This window comes from Stenotrophomonas sp. 1L-E-5-B-C3 (assembly GCF_057292075.1).
This window is the reverse complement of the sequence record NZ_JBXAWS010000001.1, coordinates 210,906-227,274: the sequence shown is the minus strand read 5'-3', so window position 1 is coordinate 227,274 and position 16,369 is coordinate 210,906. Positions and strand designations below refer to the sequence as shown.

Sequence of the window (16,369 nt, the reverse complement as noted above, 5' to 3'; positions counted from 1 at the left end):
GGCATGGCCCCGCAAGGGGCCATGCAAAAAAAGGGACGGAGGGGATTAAGTCGTTTATGCATAAACGACTTAATCCCCTCCGTCCCCTTTTCAGGTGACAAACCACCCGCGCAGGAAATCAATCAGCTGCCGCACCTTCGGTGAGGGCTGCGTGCTGTGCGGGTAGACCGCGTACACGCTCTGCTGCGGGAACCGGTGCTGGCGCAGCACCGGGCGCAGCCGGTCCTGGGCCAGGTCGTCCTCGATCAGCCAGCGTGGCAGCACGGTGACCCCGGCGCCGGCCACGGCGAAGGCGCGCAGGCTGCTGGCACCATCCACGCGCACCACTGCATTGCCCGGGTTGGTGGCAAACAGGGCGTCGCTGCCATCAGGCGCAATCACCGGCACATCGGCAAGGCGCGGGTAGCCCAGGCGGGGCAGGGTGCCCAGCTGCACGGGGTCGTCGGCAGCATCGGCAGAGGGCAGGCGTGCCAGCAGGGACGGAGCCGCCACCGCGCACAGCGGGTGGCGCTCCAGTTCATTGGCGTGCAGGCCCGAGTCTGGCAGGCGGCCGAGGCGGATCGCCAGGTCGAAACGTTCGGGAATCAGGTCCGCCGGCGCGGGTGACGTCGACAGGTGCAGCTGCAGGGCCAGATGCCGCGCACGGAACGCCTCCAATGCAGGAATCAGGCGCAGCTGTGCGTACTCCGGGGTGGTGGTCAGGCGCAGCACGCCCTGCAGGTGTTGCTGGTCGCGGCGGGCGGCATCGATCGCCGCCTGCGCTGCATCCAGCGCTTGCACGCAGTGCTGCAGGAACTGCTCGCCGGCGCCGGTCAGGGCCAGGTGGCGGGTACTGCGCAGCAGCAGGGTCACGCCCAGCTCCTGTTCCAGCCGCTTCAGGTTGAAGCTGACCACCGCGCGGCTCAGGCCCAGGCGATCGGCGGCGGCGGTCAGGCTGCCGGCCTCGACCACGGCGCGGAAGATATCGAAGCGATCGAGGCTGACCATGATGATCCATTGTCAAAACAGGTTTGACAGTGTTGCAGCTGCCGTCGTGTTTTTCCAACAAGATCCGGGCGGCATGCTGGCCGCTTCCCCGCTGGAGCGCCGCCGATGCCGTCCCCCCGCCTGCGCCATGAGGCGATCTTCCTGCTGGTGTTCGCCCTGGATCTGGTCAACATGTTCATCGCCACGGTGGCCTATCCGGCATTGGCGGCGGAACTGCATGCCGACGTCGCTACCTTGGCCTGGGTCGGCACCGCCTACATGCTGGGCCTGAGCGTGGTGATTCCGCTGGCGCCCTGGCTGGCCGCGCGCTGTGGTGAGCGTCGCCTGCTGCTGGTGGCGTTGCTGCTGTTCGCGGTTGCCGCTGTGCTGGCCGGTGCGGCACCAGGTATCGGCTGGCTGCTGGGTTGGCGGCTGCTTCAGGGGCTTGCTGGTGGCCTGCTGATTCCGGTGGCACAGGCGGCAGCGTACCGACAGTGCACGCCCGACCAGCGTGGCGCGCTGACCCGCCGCATCCTGCTGGTGGCGCTGCTGGTGCCGGCACTGGCGCCTGCGCTCGGTGGGCTGCTGGTGCAGTGGTTGTCCTGGCGCGGTGTGCTCTGGGCCAGCCTGCCGCTGGCAGTGGTGGCGATTGGACTGGTGCTGGCGTGGATGCCGGCCGACGGCGCGCGCAGTGCGCCGCGCCTGCAGGCCTATGCGCTGTCCACCGCGATGCTGGCGCTGGGCGCGCTGCTGCTGGCGTTGACCTGGGTGGGCGAACCCGGCCATCGGACCGCCGGTGCCGTACTGCTGTTGATCGCAATGCTGCTGGCGGCGGCCCACCTGCGGCATGCACGGCAGCAGGAGCAGCCACTGCTGCGCTGGTCGCTGCTGTCCCATCGCGGGCTGCGCCTGGCGATGCTGATCTATCTGGCCGTACCCGGTGTGTTCATCGGCAGTCAGCTGGTCAGTACCCTGCAGTTGTACCAGGCCGGTTACAGCGCGGCGCGCATCGGCGCGTTGATGCTGCCGTGGGCGCTGGCCTCGGCCATGGCGATCACGGCCAGCAAGCGCCTGCTGGCTCGCTTCGGCCCGGCCACGGTGTTGCGCGCCGGCATGCTGCTGCAAGCCGGCGGCCTGCTGTTGATGGCGCTGCTGCCACACCCGGTCTTTGCCATTGCAGCATGGCTGTTTGCCTTGATGGGCGCCGGCGGCAGCCTGTGCAGCAGCACCGCGCAGACGCTGGCCTTCCATGGGGTCGAGGGCGAAGCATTGGGCGATGCCAGCGCACTCTGGAACCTCAACCGCCAGCTCAGTTTCTGCCTGGGTACCGCCGCCATTGCGTTACTGCTGGCCTTGGCCATGCAGTGGCTGCCTGCCCGCGCCACCGGCGCGGCGCTGGGTCTGGCCGCCGTACTGACACTGTTGCCGATGGCGCTGCTGCGCCGGCCGCAGTTGCTCACCCTTTCACAACCGGAGAACACTTGATGGATACCACCGCAGAACATGAAGTCCACCTCCTGCACGACAAGCTGCAGGCCTGGTTCCGCGCCGAGATGGGCGCCGACGCGCTGGACGATCTGACGGCGCATTTCTGCGCCGATTTCAGCATGGTCGGTATCTCGGGCCAAAGGCTGGATCGGAAGGCCGTGCAGGCTCTGTTCGCGGGCGTCCATGGCGCGCGTCCAGGGCTGCAGATTTCCATCGAAGCCGTGCAGGCGGTGGAAGCGCCTTCACCGCTGGCCGTGCTGCGCTATCGCGAGGGGCATTCGATCGATGGCGGCGAGCCTGCATGGCGGGAATCGCTGGCGGTGCTGCGGCAGGAAGCAGGGCGCTGGCGCTGGCTGGCGCTGCATGAGGTTCAAGCGGGTTGATGGATCCGCCGGGCATGGCCCGGCGCTACCCTATGACCTGCGCGACCGGTGGCGCCGGGCCATGCCCGGCGAGCGCAGCGGCAGTGAGGTGCACATGTGCCATCAGTCCTGCCTGCATCCGCCGCAGAATGCAAAGCCCGCCCACACTTCACGGCTCAAGGCAGGAGTAGGCTTGATGCTTTCCTGCCGGGAGGGGTTGTCCATGCGTGTGCGTGCCGTCGCTGTAGCCATTGCCCTTTGCCTGTCCAGCACCGTGCTGGCCGCCGAAACCCCGCCGATGACCCCGGACATCAGCGGCAAGCCCTTCGTTGCCCCCGATGTCGGTCGTGACTACGACAAGCGCGTGGTGATGGTGCCGATGCGTGATGGCACCAAGCTGTATACGGTGATCGTGGTGCCCAAGGGTGCGCGCAATGCGCCGATCCTGCTCACCCGCACGCCCTACGACGCTGCCGGTCGCGCCAGCCGCAGTGATTCGCCGCGCATGCGCGACCTGCTGCCGCAGGGTGACGAAGTGTTTGTCGACGGCGGTTACATCCGCGTGTTCCAGGACATCCGTGGCAAGTACGGATCCGAAGGCGATTACGTGATGACCCGACCGCTGCGCGGGCCGTTGAACAACACCAAGGTGGACCACTCCACCGACGCCTGGGACACCATCGACTGGCTGGTGAAGAACGTGCCGGAGAGCAACGGCAAGGTCGGCATGCTCGGCTCGTCGTACGAGGGCTTCACCGTGGTGATGGCGCTGACCGACCCGCACCCGGCGCTGAAGGTGGCCGCGCCGCAGAGCCCGATGGTCGATGGCTGGATGGGTGACGACTGGCTCAACTACGGTGCGTTCCGCCAGGTCAATTTCAACTATTTCGCAATGCAGACCGAGAAGCGCGGCAAGGGCACGCCGTTGCCCAGCCTCGGCTACGACGACTACAGCACCTTCCTGCGCATCGGTTCGGCCGGCGACTACGCGCGTTTCACCGGCGTGGACCAGCTGACCTGGTGGAAGAAGCTGGTCGAGCACCCGGCCTATGACGGCTTCTGGCAGGGCCAGGCGCTGGACGCGGTGATGGCGAAGACACCGTTGAAGGTGCCGACCATGTGGCTGCAGGGCCTGTGGGACCAGGAGGACATGTGGGGTGCCAACCACGCCTACCAGGCAATGGAAGGGCGCGACAGCGGCAACAACCGCAACTACCTGGTGATGGGGCCGTGGCGGCACAGTCAGGTGAACTACAGTGGCAGCGAGCTGGGCGCGCTGAAGTTCGATGGCGATACCGCGCTGCAGTTCCGCCGCGATGTGCTCAAGCCGTTCTTCGACCAGTACCTGGTGGACGGCGCGCCAAAGGCCGATACGCCGCCGGTGCTGATCTACAACACTGGCGAGAACCACTGGGACCGCTTGAAGGGTTGGCCGCGCAGCTGCGACAAGGGTTGCACCGCCAGCAGCAAGCCGCTGTACCTGCGCGCCGGCGGCAAGCTGGCGTTCCAGGCGCCGGCGGCGGGCGAGGGTGACTTCGAGGAATACGTGTCCGACCCGGCCAAGCCGGTGCCGTTCGTGCCGCGTCCGGTGCGTTTCGGTGACCGTGACATGTGGACCACCTGGCTGGTCAAGGATCAGCGCTTCGTTGATGGCCGCCCGGACGTGCTGACCTTCATCACCGAACCGCTGACCGCGCCGCTGCGCATCGGCGGCGCGCCGGTGGTGCATCTGCAAGCCTCGACCAGTGGTACCGACAGCGACTGGGTGGTGAAGCTGATCGACGTGTATCCGGACCAGGAAGCGTCGACGCCGGAGATGGGTGGTTACGAGCTGCCGGTGTCGCTGGCGATCTTCCGCGGCCGCTATCGCGAGAGCTTCAGCGATCCGAAGCCGCTGGCCGCCAACGAAGTGCTGCCGTACCGCTTCGACCTGCCCAACGCCAACCACACCTTCCAGAAGGGGCACCGGGTGATGGTGCAGGTGCAGTCCAGCCTGTTCCCGCTATACGACCGCAACCCGCAGACCTACGTGCCGAACATCTACCTGGCCAAACCGGGCGATTACCAGAAGGCCACGCAGCGGGTCTGGCACAGCGCGGCGCAGGCCAGCTACATCGATCTGCCGGTGTACTGAGGTAAGGGCGACGACATGCGGCCCGCCGTGTGCGCGGGCCGCAGTCGCATTGCATCGACCATCGTCATCGCATAGCGTGCATCCCTGCTTTGGATGGTATGCACGATGAAAAGGATGTTGCTCTGCTGCGCGATGCTGGTGACGGGGCCGGCGATGGCAGCCACAGGTGCCTTCGCCGTTCGGGCTGGCGGGTTCCAGGGGGAGGCGTTGGTCAGTGCCGAAGGCCGCCTGCTGGTAGCGCCTGACGGTACAAGCCTCATGCTGCTGGGGCCGGACCGCTGGTATCGCAGCGACTGGTACAAGCAGTCAGGCCACGGTCGGTCACCGCGCTCGCAGTGGTTCGATGATGAAGGCCGCCTGCTGCATGAGTTCGCCGGCCGCATCCGCTATGACGATCGCCTGCAGGGGAGCGATACGCTCTGGCGCGTCGACATCAGTGATGCGCAGGAGCGCTACCTGGGTACCGGCCTGGCCGATGCCCAGGGCAGGGTGCATTTCGCACCGACGGGCGAGGCCGGCGACTGGCGGCGGCTGTCGCGTGATCGAATCGTCTGGCAGGGCCGCAACGGCAGCACGCAATTCTTCAGCCTGGACGGTCGCGAGGTGCTGCGCATCGACGCGCCGGCGATATGGGTGGGAGGACCGTTCCCGGGTCGGCAGGCCTATGTGATCTGCGCTGACCGTGAGACGGCAACCTGCCGCGTGCAGGATGAATCCGGCACCGTAGTGCTGAGCGGCGACTTCGACGAGGCGCGGCCCGCAGGTGGCAACGGCTGGTGGCTGCGCCGGCTGGATACCTGGATGCGGGTCGATGCAGCGGGTGCGCGCGTCGACCAGGCGCTGTACCAGGGCGCCGCACTGTGGCCACACCATCGCAACAGCGCCGGCGCCGGCGCCGACGACGACGCAGGTGCTCCGCTGGAGGTCAGGCGGTATGCCAACGGCCTCGACAGCGATACGCCCGAACGTGGCTGGCTGCTGCAGGACGGGCGCTTTGTGCTGCTGCCCGCGTCCGCCAGCGGCATGATCGTGGACTACTGTCCGGGACGCTGGTTGCTGCGCAGCAAGGACGAGGGCGAGGACGAGGTGATCGTTGACGTGCAGGGCCGTGTGGTCGGGCAGGCACGGTCGTTGAGTTTCAATGTCCACCCGGTGCTTCCATGGCGACTGCGCAACGCCTATGCCGGCGTCGGCGCAGCCGTCCTCGATTGTGATGGCAAGGTGCTGTTCGAACAGGCCGATGTGGCCAGCTACCGGGCGGCTGCGGCCGGTGTGATGGGAACGCTGGCAGGTGAGCAGGACCCGCGCCTATGGCTGGACGCCGGTCTGACACCACACCTGATGCCGCCTGGCCTGCGGCTTCGGGAAGACCACATCGCGCCGCCGCTATTGGTACTGGATGATGTGGAAGGCAACTCGCACCTCTACAACACCGCACTGGGCAGCGTGGTGGCGCCTGCCTTCGGATCCGTCGAGGTGCTTGCAGCCGATCACCTGATCTTCCTGCGCGATGGCCGCTACGGAATGATGCGGGCCGACGGCCGCGAAGTGCTGCCGCCGATCCACGCCCAGATCCTTCCGTTGTCGGCCGAGCGCATCTGGGTACGGCAGGATGTCGGGCACGATGGCGCGTGGAAGACCCGGGGCGCGCTGATCGATGGCAGCCAGAACGTGCTTGCGCAGCGCCTCTTCGAATCCGGCGGGGTAAGCCGGGTGCCTGCGGGAGACGGAGGCGAGGGTGTTCCCGGCATCGTTGAAGTCAGCTTCGAGCACGCCAATGTTGAAGGCCATACCTATCGACTGCAGCAGTGGCTGGATCGGGACGGCCATGTAGTCGCCAGTGCGGTGCACTGCAGGCCGCAGGAGGGTGCGCAGGGCGATGGAAAGGGCGTGCTGCTGGGCCGGGGCTGGCGCGTGGACAGCGACCCAAAGCAGCCTTGCCGACTGCCGGACGCGGTGATGCAGGCATTGCAGGACCGCGGAGGCCGTTAGCCGCCGCGACGCCGTGCGGCAATGCCCGGCGTCGCTCCTGGCGGCTCATCCCACTTTCGAGGGACCGGTACGCCAGCGGCTGGGCACCAGGCCGAAACGCTTGCGGAACGCGGCGGCGAAGTTGCTGGGGTGCCGGTAGCCGCTGGCGGCGGCGGCCTGTTCAACCGTCCAGCCATCCTCGCGCAGGCCCTGTTCGGCATGGCGCATGCGCTGCTCGTGCAGGTAGTCGAATACCGAGCAGCCGTATTGCTGGGCAAAGTGACGGCGCAGCGAGCTCGGGCTCATGCAGGCCAGCTGGGCCAGTTCGACAAGGCTGTGGGTGTGGCTCGGATCGTCATGCAGGTAGGCGCGTACGCGTTCCAGCCGCTCGCGTTGGCCCGCGCGCAATGCGCGCACCTGGTCGGTCTGCAGATCTTCGGCTTGCAGGCCAACGGCCAGCAGCTGCAGGGCCACGCCTTCGCGCCACAACGCATCGATGCCGTCCTGCCAGGGGCTGTCGAACAGCTGCCCCAGCACCGGCAGCAGGGTGTGCGGAATCGCCCAGTGACGGCATTCCAGATGGGTATTGAGCGCGGTCTCCAACTGCGGCAGCTGGAACACGTCCGGATCGATCTTGGCCGGCACCATCACGCTGACCCCACGCATGTGCGTTTCGCCGGGGTGCGCGCCGGTCATTTCGACCTGCTCGCGGTGGTGGGCGGTCATCGCGGTGCCGGCGCGCAGGGTAAATCCGGGACGGCGCGGAACACGTACATCGACCTGGCCCTGCAGCATCACGCGGATGGCCAGGCCGGGACTCTGCTGGGCGGTGGCCACATACGGGAAGCGATTATGGACGTCGGAGGCGATCAGGCTCATGCCACCGCGCAGGAACTGTTCGTTGACCTCGCCGTGGCCGGCCCACTGGTCATCACGCAGGTGTTCCGGATCGGCGCGGTAGTCGAAGCCGTGGCGGTGGCCGAAGCGGCGGTAATCGGCAAAGGTGAAGTATCGGGACATTGCTCGGCACTTGCATTGGAGGTGGACACTGGCAGCACCTGACCCATGCGCTCTGCAATGCAGATGCATTTCCGATAGATACCTGCGTGGACACGCTGCGGCGCGTCGGAGGCGGTATCTGGAAGGGCTGGGGAAACGCCAGATTGGAATGAATGTGTCAAAGAAACTGGAAGCGTTTCCCATTGTCGCCGCGATTCACCCACATTTGATTTCGAGATGGTCAAAACCATTGATCAATACGGCCAAGTTGAATGCTCCGTAGAACATACGGCGGCGTTTTGCCTGCATATCCGTACGTAATTCCATACATCAACTTGGGTTGAGGTTTTATCGATGGAACGATCGCCTGCGGACACGCTGTCTGCTGGGCCATCACAGGCGGAGGCGTAGCGTGGGGGGTTAACCGCGACAGGCCGCGCCAATACCCCCACAGACGGAGAACACAGATGATTGATTACCAGCTCACCGGCAAGACCGCGATCGTGACCGGCGGTGTGTCCGGCATCGGTCTGGCGGTCGCGCAGACCCTTGCCGCATCCGGTGCGCGTATTTCGGTATGGGACCTGAAGCAGGAGGCAGTTGATGCCACGGTGGCGCAATTGCAGGGCAGCGGCGTGCAGGCGATCGGCATCGCGCTGGACGTGACCGATGATGCGGCCGTCGAAGCGGCGGTGCGGCGCACGGTGAAGGAACTGGGCGGTGTGCATATCGCGGTCAACAATGCGGGCATCAGTGGGCCGGCTGCCAGCAGTGGTGATTATCCCGTGGAGGGATGGCAGCGCGTGATCGACGTCAACCTGACCAGCGTATTCCTGTGCCAGCGTGCGCAGATCCAGGCCATGCGTGCGGCAGGTTCCGGTGGCAGCATCATCAACATGGCGTCGATCCTTGGCCAGGTGGGTTATGCCGGTTCCACCGCGTATGTGGCGGCCAAGCACGGCGTGGTGGGGCTGACCCAGACCGCTGCCTGGGAACATGCCGCCGGCGGCATCCGTGTCAACGCGGTCGGCCCGGGTTTCATCAGCACGCCGCTGCTGGACAAGATGGATGCCAAGGTGCGTGCGACGCTGGAAGGGCGCCATGCGTTGAAACGGCTGGGCACGGCCGAGGAAGTGGCGGCGCTGGTTGCCTGGCTGGCCAGCGACGATGCTTCGTTCGCGACCGGCGCGTACTACGCCATCGATGGCGGCTATCTGGCGCAATGATGCGGTGATCGCAGGCGACGGTGACGCCGGGCATGGCCCGGCGCTACCGGGTGAAAGGGCTGTGGTGTGGCCTTCACCGTTGTGCCACGGCTGCTGCGCAACGCTCCGGGAAACACCCGGAGCCTGCCCATGGAACTCACCCAGGATGTCTCGATCCTGCTGCGCGTGGCCGCAGCAATGCTGTTCGGCGGCGTGCTCGGTGTCGAGCGCGAGATGGGCAAGCACGCTGCGGGCCTGCGCACCCACATGCTGATTGCCGGTGCTGCTGCGCTGATTGTTGGACTCGGCGATTCAGTGGCAGAGCATTTCCAGCAGGAGCGTTACCGCGACCTGCTGCAGGTCGACCCGGTGCGCCTGATCGAAGCCGTGGTCGCCTGCGTCGGCTTCGTTGCCGCCGGCACCATTCTGCGTGGGTCACGCGAGGATCAGGTCAGCGGCCTGACCACGGCCAGTTCGCTGATCATGGCGGCGGCCATCGGCATCGCCGTGGGCATCGGCAAGTACGTGATTGCCATCGGGGTGAGCGTGCTGTGCGTGCTGGTGCTGGCGGTGATGCGGCGGTTGGAGAAGCGGATTTCGTAGGGAATCTCGAGTTGCCGGCCAGCGGCCGGCACTACCACTGGACCTAAATGGTCGGACCAATATGGCATCTAGACCTATGGTCTAATAGGTGCTTCGTCGGAGCGGCGGTTAAATCCGCTGCAAGTGGTCTGATCGAAATTATTGTTGGTAATACCAATGATCGACGGCCATGGCGACCCACCGCCTGCGGTGGAGCACATCCCGCCCCAGTCGAGAGCCCCCATGCAGCCCTGGCAACACCTGTACGACCCCGCCGGCAACCTGTGGTTGTCCAGCCTGATCGCGCTGCTGCCGATCGCGTTCTTCTTCGTCGCCCTGGCGGTGCTGCGGATGAAGGGCTGGCTGGCCGGCACGATCACCGTGGCCATCGCGCTGGGCGTGGCCCTGCTGTTCTACCGCATGCCGCTGAGCCAGGCGCTGGGCGCGGCCGGTTTCGGCTTCGTCTACGGCCTGTGGCCGATCGCCTGGATCATCATCGGCGCGGTGTTCCTCTACAAAGTCTCGGTCAAGACCGGTCAGTTCGACATCATCCGCGCCTCGATCCTGTCGGTCACCGAGGACCAGCGCCTGCAGATGCTGATGGTCGGCTTCGCCTTCGGTGCCTTCCTGGAAGGTGCGGCGGGTTTCGGCGCGCCGGTGGCGATCACCGCGGCACTGCTGGTCGGGCTGGGCTTCAAGCCGCTGTATGCGGCCGGCCTGTGCCTGATCGTCAACACCGCGCCGGTGGCGTTCGGCGCAATGGGCATTCCAATCATCGTGGCCGGGCAGGTCACCGGCCTGGATCCATTCGAGATCGGCCAGATGGCCGGGCGCCAGCTGCCGTTCCTGACCATCATCGTGCTGTTCTGGATCATGGCGATCATGGATGGCTGGCGCGGCATCAAGGAAACCTGGCCGGCGGTGCTGGTGGCCGGTGGCTCGTTCGCCATCGCGCAGTACCTGACCTCCAACTTCATCGGCCCGGAACTGCCGGACATCACCGCGTCGCTGGCGTCGCTGGTCTGCCTGACCCTGTTCCTGCGCCGCTGGAAGCCAGTGCGGATCTTCCGCTTCGACACCGAAACCAGCGCCGAGGCAGCTGCACAGGCACTGGAAGCGCCGCGCTACAACGTCGGCCAGATTGCCAAGGCGTGGTCGCCGTTCCTGATCCTCACTGCGATGGTCACGCTGTGGAGCATCAAGCCGTTCAAGTCGCTGTTCGCGGCGGGTGGCCCGCTGGAAAGCTGGGTGTTGAAGCTCCCGGTGCCGGGCCTGGACCAGATGGTGCAGAAGATGCCGCCGATCGTGGACGCGCCGCTCAACTATGAGGCGATCTACAAGTTCGACTGGTTCTCGGCCACCGGCACCTCGATCATCCTTGCCGCAGTGATCGCTATCATCGCGCTGCGCATGCCGGCCCGTTCGGCGCTGCAGACCTTCGGCGAGACCGTGCGTGAGCTGCGCATGCCGATCTACTCGATCGGCATGGTGCTGGCCTTCGCCTTCATTGCCAACTATTCGGGTCTGTCGGCAACGCTGGCACTGGCACTGGCGCACACCGGTGATGCGTTCCCGTTCTTCTCGCCGTTCCTGGGCTGGCTGGGCGTGTTCCTGACCGGCTCGGACACCTCGTCCAACGCGCTGTTCTCGGCGCTGCAGGCGACCACCGCGCAGCAGATCGGCGTGTCCGACGTGCTGCTGGTGGCGGCCAACACCACCGGCGGTGTCACCGGCAAGATGATCTCGCCGCAGTCGATCGCCATTGCCTGCGCGGCGGTCGGCCTGGCCGGCAAGGAATCGGACCTGTTCCGTTTCACGGTCAAGCACAGCCTGATCTTCACCACGATGGTCGGCCTGATCACCCTGGCCCAGGCCTACTGGCTGACCTGGATGATTCCCTGAGCCATGCACCGTCAGCCGACCACCCGCTGCGCGCTTCGGGCCACAATGGCGCCATGAGCACGCAACGTATTTCGGACAAGGTGGCCGCGCAGCTGCGCGGCCTGGTGCAGGAACAGCGGCTGCAGCCGGGTGACCGTCTGCCGGCCGAACGCACCCTGGCGGTGCAGCTGGGGGTCTCGCGCACCGCGCTGCGTGAAGCCATCGCGCAGTTGGCCAGCCAGGGCCTGCTGACCGCACGGGTCGGTGGCGGCACCTACGTGGCCGAACCGGCCGCACGCGCACGGCAGGCGCTGGATGAACCGCTGGCGCCGTACCTGCCGCTGTTCCAGGGCGACCCGGAGTATCGCTTCGACGTGCTGGAAATCCGTCACGCGCTGGAAGGTGCCACCGCCTGGCATGCTGCGCTGCGCGCCACCGATGAGGACCGCGCGCGCATCGCGCAAGCGTTCCAGACCATGATGGACGCGCACGGCAAGGATGACCCCACCGGCGAAGCTGAGGCCGACGCGGCCTTCCACCTGTCCATCGCCGAGGCCTCGCACAACCTCGTGCTGCTGCAGGTGATGCGCGGGCTGTTCGAACTGCTGCAGACCAACATCTCGCAGAGCCGCGAAAAGCTCTACACCTCGGCGAGGACCTTCTCGCCGTTGTCCGACCAGCACCGCGAGATGATGGACGCGGTGCTGGCCGGCGACCCCGAACGCGCGCGCGCCGCCGCGCATGCCCACCTCGAGTTCGTGCACACCACGCTGCGCACCCTCGATGACAACGAAGCCCGGCGTGCGCGGGCCTCGCGTCTACCTTCCCCACACGGTTGACCCCATGATCATCTCCGCCTCCACCGATTACCGTGCCGCAGCGCAACGCCGGCTGCCGCCGTTCCTGTTCCACTACATCGATGGCGGCGCGTATGCCGAGCACACGCTGAAGCGCAACGTTTCCGACCTGTCCGACATCGCGCTGCGCCAGCGCGTCCTGCGCAACATGTCCGACCTGAGCCTGGAAACCGAGCTGTTCGGCGAAACGCTGGCAATGCCGGTGGCGCTGGCGCCGGTCGGCCTGACCGGCATGTATGCCCGGCGCGGTGAAGTACAGGCGGCGCGCGCGGCCGACAGCCGTGGCATCCCGTTCACCCTGTCCACCGTATCGGTGTGCCCGATCGAGGAAGTGGCACCGGCCATCCAGCGGCCGATGTGGTTCCAGCTGTATGTGCTGCGCGATCGTGGCTTCATGCGCAATGCGCTGGAGCGCGCGCAGGCTGCGGGCGTGACCACCCTGGTATTCACCGTGGACATGCCGGTGCCGGGTGCGCGCTACCGCGATGCCCACTCGGGCATGAGTGGACCGAATGCCTCGCTGCGCCGTATCGGCCAGGCCATCACCCATCCGCACTGGGCTTGGGACGTGGGCCTGTTCGGTCGCCCGCATGATCTGGGCAACATCTCCACCTACCGCGGCAACCCGACCGGGCTGGAGGATTACATCGGTTGGCTGGGCAGCAACTTCGATCCCTCCATTTCGTGGAAGGACCTGGAGTGGATCCGCGAATTCTGGAAGGGCCCGATGGTGATCAAGGGCATCCTTGATCCGGATGACGCGCGTGATGCGATCAAGTTCGGCGCCGATGGCATCGTGGTCTCCAACCACGGCGGCCGCCAGCTCGATGGCGTGCTGTCCACCGCGCGTGCATTGCCGGCGATTGCCGATGCGGTACAGGGCGACCTGAAGATCCTCGCCGATTCGGGCATCCGCACCGGCCTGGACGTGGTGCGCATGCTGGCGCTGGGGGCCGATACCGTGCTGCTGGGCCGTGCCTTCGTCTATGCACTTGCAGCGCAGGGCGAGGCCGGCGTGGCCAACCTGCTGGACCTGATCGCCAAGGAAATGCGCGTGGCGATGACACTGACCGGCGCGCGCCGCATCGCCGACATCGGCCGCGATTCGCTGGTCAGCCTGCCGTGAGTGGCCACGATGCCGTGCTGGCGCAGTTACGCGATGCGGTCGGCAACCGCCATGTACTGACCGGCGACAAGGCCACGCGCCGCTTCCGCCGTGGCTATCGCTTCGGCGACGGCCCGGTGTTGGCGGTGGTGCGCCCGGGTACGCTGCTGGAGCTGTGGCGTGTGCTGCAGGCGGCGGTGCAGGGTGGGGCAGCGATCATCCTGCAGGCGGCCAACACCGGCCTGACCGGTGGCTCGACCCCGGATGGCAACGACTATGGGCGTCCGATCGTGCTGATCAGCACACTGCGCCTGACCGGCATCCAGCTGTTGAACGAAGGCCGCCAAGTGCTGTGCCTGCCCGGCGCGACGCTGGATCGCTTGGAGCAGACGCTGGCGCCACTGGGGCGCGAACCGCATTCGGTGATCGGCTCGTCCTGCATCGGCGCCTCTGTGCTGGGTGGCATCTGCAACAACTCCGGCGGTGCGCTGGTGCGTCGCGGCCCGGCCTACACCGAGCTGGCGCTGTATGCGCAGGTCGATACGCAGGGCCAGCTGCAGCTGGTCAATCATCTGGGCATCGCGCTGGGTGATACACCCGAGCAGATCCTGCAGCGGCTGCAGGCTGGCGACTACGCTGCTGCCGACGTAGGTGACGGCGACGGCCGCGCCGCCTCCGATCCACGCTACGCCGACGAAGTGCGCCGGGTGGATGCCGATACGCCGGCACGCTTCAATGCCGACCCCAGCCGTCACTTCGAGGCAGCGGGCTCTGCCGGCAAGCTGGCAGTATTCGCGGTGCGCCTGGATACCTTCGAGAAGGAGGCCGCCGAGGTCTTCTATATCGGCAGCAACCGCACCGACAGCCTCACCGCGATCCGGCGCCAGCTGCTGACCGGCTTCGAACGCCTGCCGATTGCCGGCGAGTACATCCACCGCGATGCCTATGACATCGGCGAACGCTACGGCAAGGACAGTTTCCTGCTGATCGACTGCCTGGGCACCGCGCGTGTGCCGGCCGCGTTCGCATTGAAGAGCCGGGTTGATGGCTGGTTCGAGCGGCTGGGGCTGCGCGGGGTGACCGACTGGGTGATGCAGGTGCTGACCGGCCTGCTGCCCTCGCACCTGCCCAGGCGCATGGGCGAATTCCGCCAGCGCTACGAGCATCATCTGCTGCTGAAGGTCTCCTCGCAGGACGCAGCGGAAACCGAGGCCTGGCTGCGCGGCTTCTTCGCCGACCATGAGGGCGGTTACTTCCACTGCACGGCCGATGAGGGGCGCAAGGCCTTCCTGCATCGCTTCGCCGTGGCCGGTGCGGCGGTGCGTTACCGCGAGGTGCATCGCGACCAGGTGCAGGACATCGTGGCGCTGGACATCGCCCTGCGCCGCGATGATGCCGACTGGTTCGAGCAGTTGCCGGTGGATATCGACGGCCGCCTGCTGCACAAGCTGTATTACGGGCACTTCCTGTGCCACGTGTTCCATCAGGACTACATCGCGCGCAAAGGCGAAGACCCGATGGCGATCGAGCATGCGATGTGGGCGCTGCTGGACCAGCGTGGCGCCGAGTATCCGGCCGAGCACAACGTTGGCCACCTGTATCCGGCCAAGCCGGCGCTGGCGGGGTTCTACAAGCAGCTGGACCCGAGCAACACCTTCAACCCCGGTATCGGCCAGACCTCGAAGGAAAAAGGGTGGGGTAGCTGCGACTGTAGTGGGCATTGACGGATACAACGTGGCTTTACTGTAGAGCCGAGCCTATGCTCGGCTGCACTTCCCGACAGACAGCAGTCGAGCATGGCTCGACTCTACAAAGACGAAGTCGGGCATGGCTCGACTCTGCCCGGGCAACGGTTACCATCGGAATCCCAACCGCAGGAGCCGCCCATGCCCTCCATCGTTGCCCGCACGACCGTGTGCGTTGCACTGCTGGCGACCCCGCTGCTGGTGCTCGCCCAAGGCTCGATCCTGCCGCAGCAGCGTGACGCTGCGGGCAACGTGATGGAGCCGCTGGGGCAGGTGCTGATCGCCAATGAGACGGGGCCGGTGGGGCTCTACGAATGCACGCGGGACGGCAACTGGTGCGTGCGCGTGCAGCCGGTTGCCAAAGATGGTGACCGGCCGACCGTGCTGGAAGTGCTTGAGAAGGCACCGGGCCAGGGCACGCCACACACCTACCACGTCAGCATCGACGTGCCGCAGGAAAGCGAGCTGTCGCTGTGGCCGTGGATCGTGCGGCTGGCACCTGGCGTGGGTAGCGATGAACCGGTGACCGACCCGCAGCAGCGCGACCGCCAGAACGTGCTGGTGGGCGGCATCGTCTCGTTCAGCAGCATGTATTCCGGCGGCGGTGCCGATGCATCCACGTTGCAACTGGCACGCGTGCGCCACCTGCAGGACGACATCCAGGTGGACGACGACGTGCTGACCGTGCCATGGCTGGGCAATGCGATGATCCGCGCCTGTTTCAGCGAGCAGGACATGAAACAGCGCGCAGGTGCCTGCCACGACGAATACGGCTTCTCGGCGAAGCTGGCGCTGGATACGGTTGCAGCGGGCATGCCGGTGCTGCGCTACCAGACGGTGGCAACCCGGTTCCCGGCCGGTGTTTCGCGCTTCGAGGATTCGCTGGCCAAGGGGCCGTTGAAGAAGCAGGATCTGCGCACCGAGCAGGACCCTGCGTGCACCTACACGCGGCTGTTCCGTTTCAGGGATGGGGTATTCCACCCCGACCAGGCGCTGCCGGATTGTGCGGGGTATACCGAACCCTGAAATGTAGAGTCGAGCCATGCTCGACTGGTTTTCCGCGCGACCCATCCG

Annotated in this window: 13 protein-coding genes; 11 read left to right on the top strand and 2 right to left on the bottom strand. The window is 66.4% G+C overall.

What is annotated here, in order from left to right:
- Positions 1 to 90: 90 nt before the first annotated feature.
- Positions 91 to 987: a LysR family transcriptional regulator gene (locus AC0Z6F_RS00985; RefSeq protein WP_485616451.1), complete on the bottom strand. Its 897-nt coding sequence runs from the start codon at positions 985 to 987 to the stop codon at positions 91 to 93.
- Positions 988 to 1,092: 105 nt separating this feature from the next.
- On the opposite strand from AC0Z6F_RS00985, the gene AC0Z6F_RS00980 reads away from it, so the two are divergent.
- The 4 genes from AC0Z6F_RS00980 (at position 1,093) to AC0Z6F_RS00965 (ending at position 6,942) form a co-directional block, all read left to right on the top strand.
- A complete protein-coding gene (locus tag AC0Z6F_RS00980; protein WP_012511383.1) occupies positions 1,093 to 2,451 on the top strand; it encodes an MFS transporter in 1,359 nt (452 codons plus the stop codon).
- A complete protein-coding gene (locus AC0Z6F_RS00975; RefSeq protein WP_012511382.1) occupies positions 2,451 to 2,837 on the top strand; it encodes a DUF4440 domain-containing protein in 387 nt (128 codons plus the stop codon). Before AC0Z6F_RS00980 ends, AC0Z6F_RS00975 begins: the two co-directional genes overlap by 1 nt.
- 202 nt (positions 2,838 to 3,039) lie before the next feature.
- Positions 3,040 to 4,950, top strand: coding sequence for a CocE/NonD family hydrolase (locus AC0Z6F_RS00970; RefSeq protein ID WP_006373273.1), 1,911 nt, complete (start codon positions 3,040 to 3,042; stop codon positions 4,948 to 4,950).
- A gap of 105 nt (positions 4,951 to 5,055) precedes the next feature.
- Positions 5,056 to 6,942 carry a hypothetical protein gene (locus AC0Z6F_RS00965; protein WP_485616452.1) on the top strand — a complete coding sequence of 629 codons (1,887 nt, stop codon included), beginning with the start codon at positions 5,056 to 5,058 and terminating at the stop codon, positions 6,940 to 6,942.
- A gap of 45 nt (positions 6,943 to 6,987) precedes the next feature.
- On the opposite strand, the gene AC0Z6F_RS00960 is transcribed toward AC0Z6F_RS00965, so the two are convergent.
- Positions 6,988 to 7,941, bottom strand: a complete 954-nt coding sequence (locus AC0Z6F_RS00960) for a helix-turn-helix transcriptional regulator (protein ID WP_012511379.1) — start codon at positions 7,939 to 7,941, stop codon at positions 6,988 to 6,990.
- Between the two features lie 446 nt (positions 7,942 to 8,387).
- Here AC0Z6F_RS00960 and AC0Z6F_RS00955 point away from each other — a divergent pair, with 446 nt between their 5' ends.
- The 7 genes from AC0Z6F_RS00955 (at position 8,388) to AC0Z6F_RS00925 (ending at position 16,321) form a co-directional block, all read left to right on the top strand.
- Complete coding sequence (locus AC0Z6F_RS00955; protein WP_485616453.1) at positions 8,388 to 9,146, top strand: SDR family NAD(P)-dependent oxidoreductase; 759 nt, start codon at positions 8,388 to 8,390, stop codon at positions 9,144 to 9,146.
- A gap of 129 nt (positions 9,147 to 9,275) precedes the next feature.
- Entirely contained in the window at positions 9,276 to 9,728 is a 453-nt protein-coding gene (locus AC0Z6F_RS00950) for an MgtC/SapB family protein (protein WP_005410036.1), read from the top strand.
- Between the two features lie 222 nt (positions 9,729 to 9,950).
- On the top strand, positions 9,951 to 11,609 hold the full coding sequence (lldP, locus tag AC0Z6F_RS00945; RefSeq protein WP_006373138.1) for an L-lactate permease: 1,659 nt from the start codon (positions 9,951 to 9,953) through the stop codon (positions 11,607 to 11,609).
- A gap of 53 nt (positions 11,610 to 11,662) precedes the next feature.
- Positions 11,663 to 12,427 (top strand): transcriptional regulator LldR, encoded by a 765-nt coding sequence (gene lldR / locus AC0Z6F_RS00940; protein WP_012511377.1) that lies wholly within the window; start codon positions 11,663 to 11,665, stop codon positions 12,425 to 12,427.
- Between the two features lie 4 nt (positions 12,428 to 12,431).
- Complete coding sequence (gene lldD, locus AC0Z6F_RS00935; protein WP_485616455.1) at positions 12,432 to 13,571, top strand: FMN-dependent L-lactate dehydrogenase LldD; 1,140 nt, start codon at positions 12,432 to 12,434, stop codon at positions 13,569 to 13,571.
- Positions 13,568 to 15,274: a D-lactate dehydrogenase gene (gene dld, locus AC0Z6F_RS00930; RefSeq protein WP_485616456.1), complete on the top strand. Its 1,707-nt coding sequence runs from the start codon at positions 13,568 to 13,570 to the stop codon at positions 15,272 to 15,274. The genes lldD and dld overlap by 4 nt, the downstream gene beginning before the upstream one ends.
- Positions 15,275 to 15,436: 162 nt before the next feature.
- On the top strand, positions 15,437 to 16,321 hold the full coding sequence (locus tag AC0Z6F_RS00925; protein WP_197582850.1) for a hypothetical protein: 885 nt from the start codon (positions 15,437 to 15,439) through the stop codon (positions 16,319 to 16,321).
- The last annotated feature ends 48 nt before the right edge of the window (positions 16,322 to 16,369 follow it).

Coding starts and splice junctions, on each gene's coding strand:
- AC0Z6F_RS00925 (WP_197582850.1), top strand. CDS start 15,437: ATGCCCTCCATCGTTGCCCGCACGACCGTGTGCGTTGCACTGCTGGCG.
- AC0Z6F_RS00955 (WP_485616453.1), top strand. CDS start 8,388: ATGATTGATTACCAGCTCACCGGCAAGACCGCGATCGTGACCGGCGGT.
- AC0Z6F_RS00970 (WP_006373273.1), top strand. CDS start 3,040: ATGCGTGTGCGTGCCGTCGCTGTAGCCATTGCCCTTTGCCTGTCCAGC.
- lldP (WP_006373138.1), top strand. CDS start 9,951: ATGCAGCCCTGGCAACACCTGTACGACCCCGCCGGCAACCTGTGGTTG.
- AC0Z6F_RS00950 (WP_005410036.1), top strand. CDS start 9,276: ATGGAACTCACCCAGGATGTCTCGATCCTGCTGCGCGTGGCCGCAGCA.
- AC0Z6F_RS00985 (WP_485616451.1), bottom strand. CDS start 987: ATGGTCAGCCTCGATCGCTTCGATATCTTCCGCGCCGTGGTCGAGGCC.
- lldR (WP_012511377.1), top strand. CDS start 11,663: ATGAGCACGCAACGTATTTCGGACAAGGTGGCCGCGCAGCTGCGCGGC.
- lldD (WP_485616455.1), top strand. CDS start 12,432: ATGATCATCTCCGCCTCCACCGATTACCGTGCCGCAGCGCAACGCCGG.
- AC0Z6F_RS00960 (WP_012511379.1), bottom strand. CDS start 7,941: ATGTCCCGATACTTCACCTTTGCCGATTACCGCCGCTTCGGCCACCGC.
- AC0Z6F_RS00975 (WP_012511382.1), top strand. CDS start 2,451: ATGGATACCACCGCAGAACATGAAGTCCACCTCCTGCACGACAAGCTG.
- AC0Z6F_RS00965 (WP_485616452.1), top strand. CDS start 5,056: ATGAAAAGGATGTTGCTCTGCTGCGCGATGCTGGTGACGGGGCCGGCG.
- AC0Z6F_RS00980 (WP_012511383.1), top strand. CDS start 1,093: ATGCCGTCCCCCCGCCTGCGCCATGAGGCGATCTTCCTGCTGGTGTTC.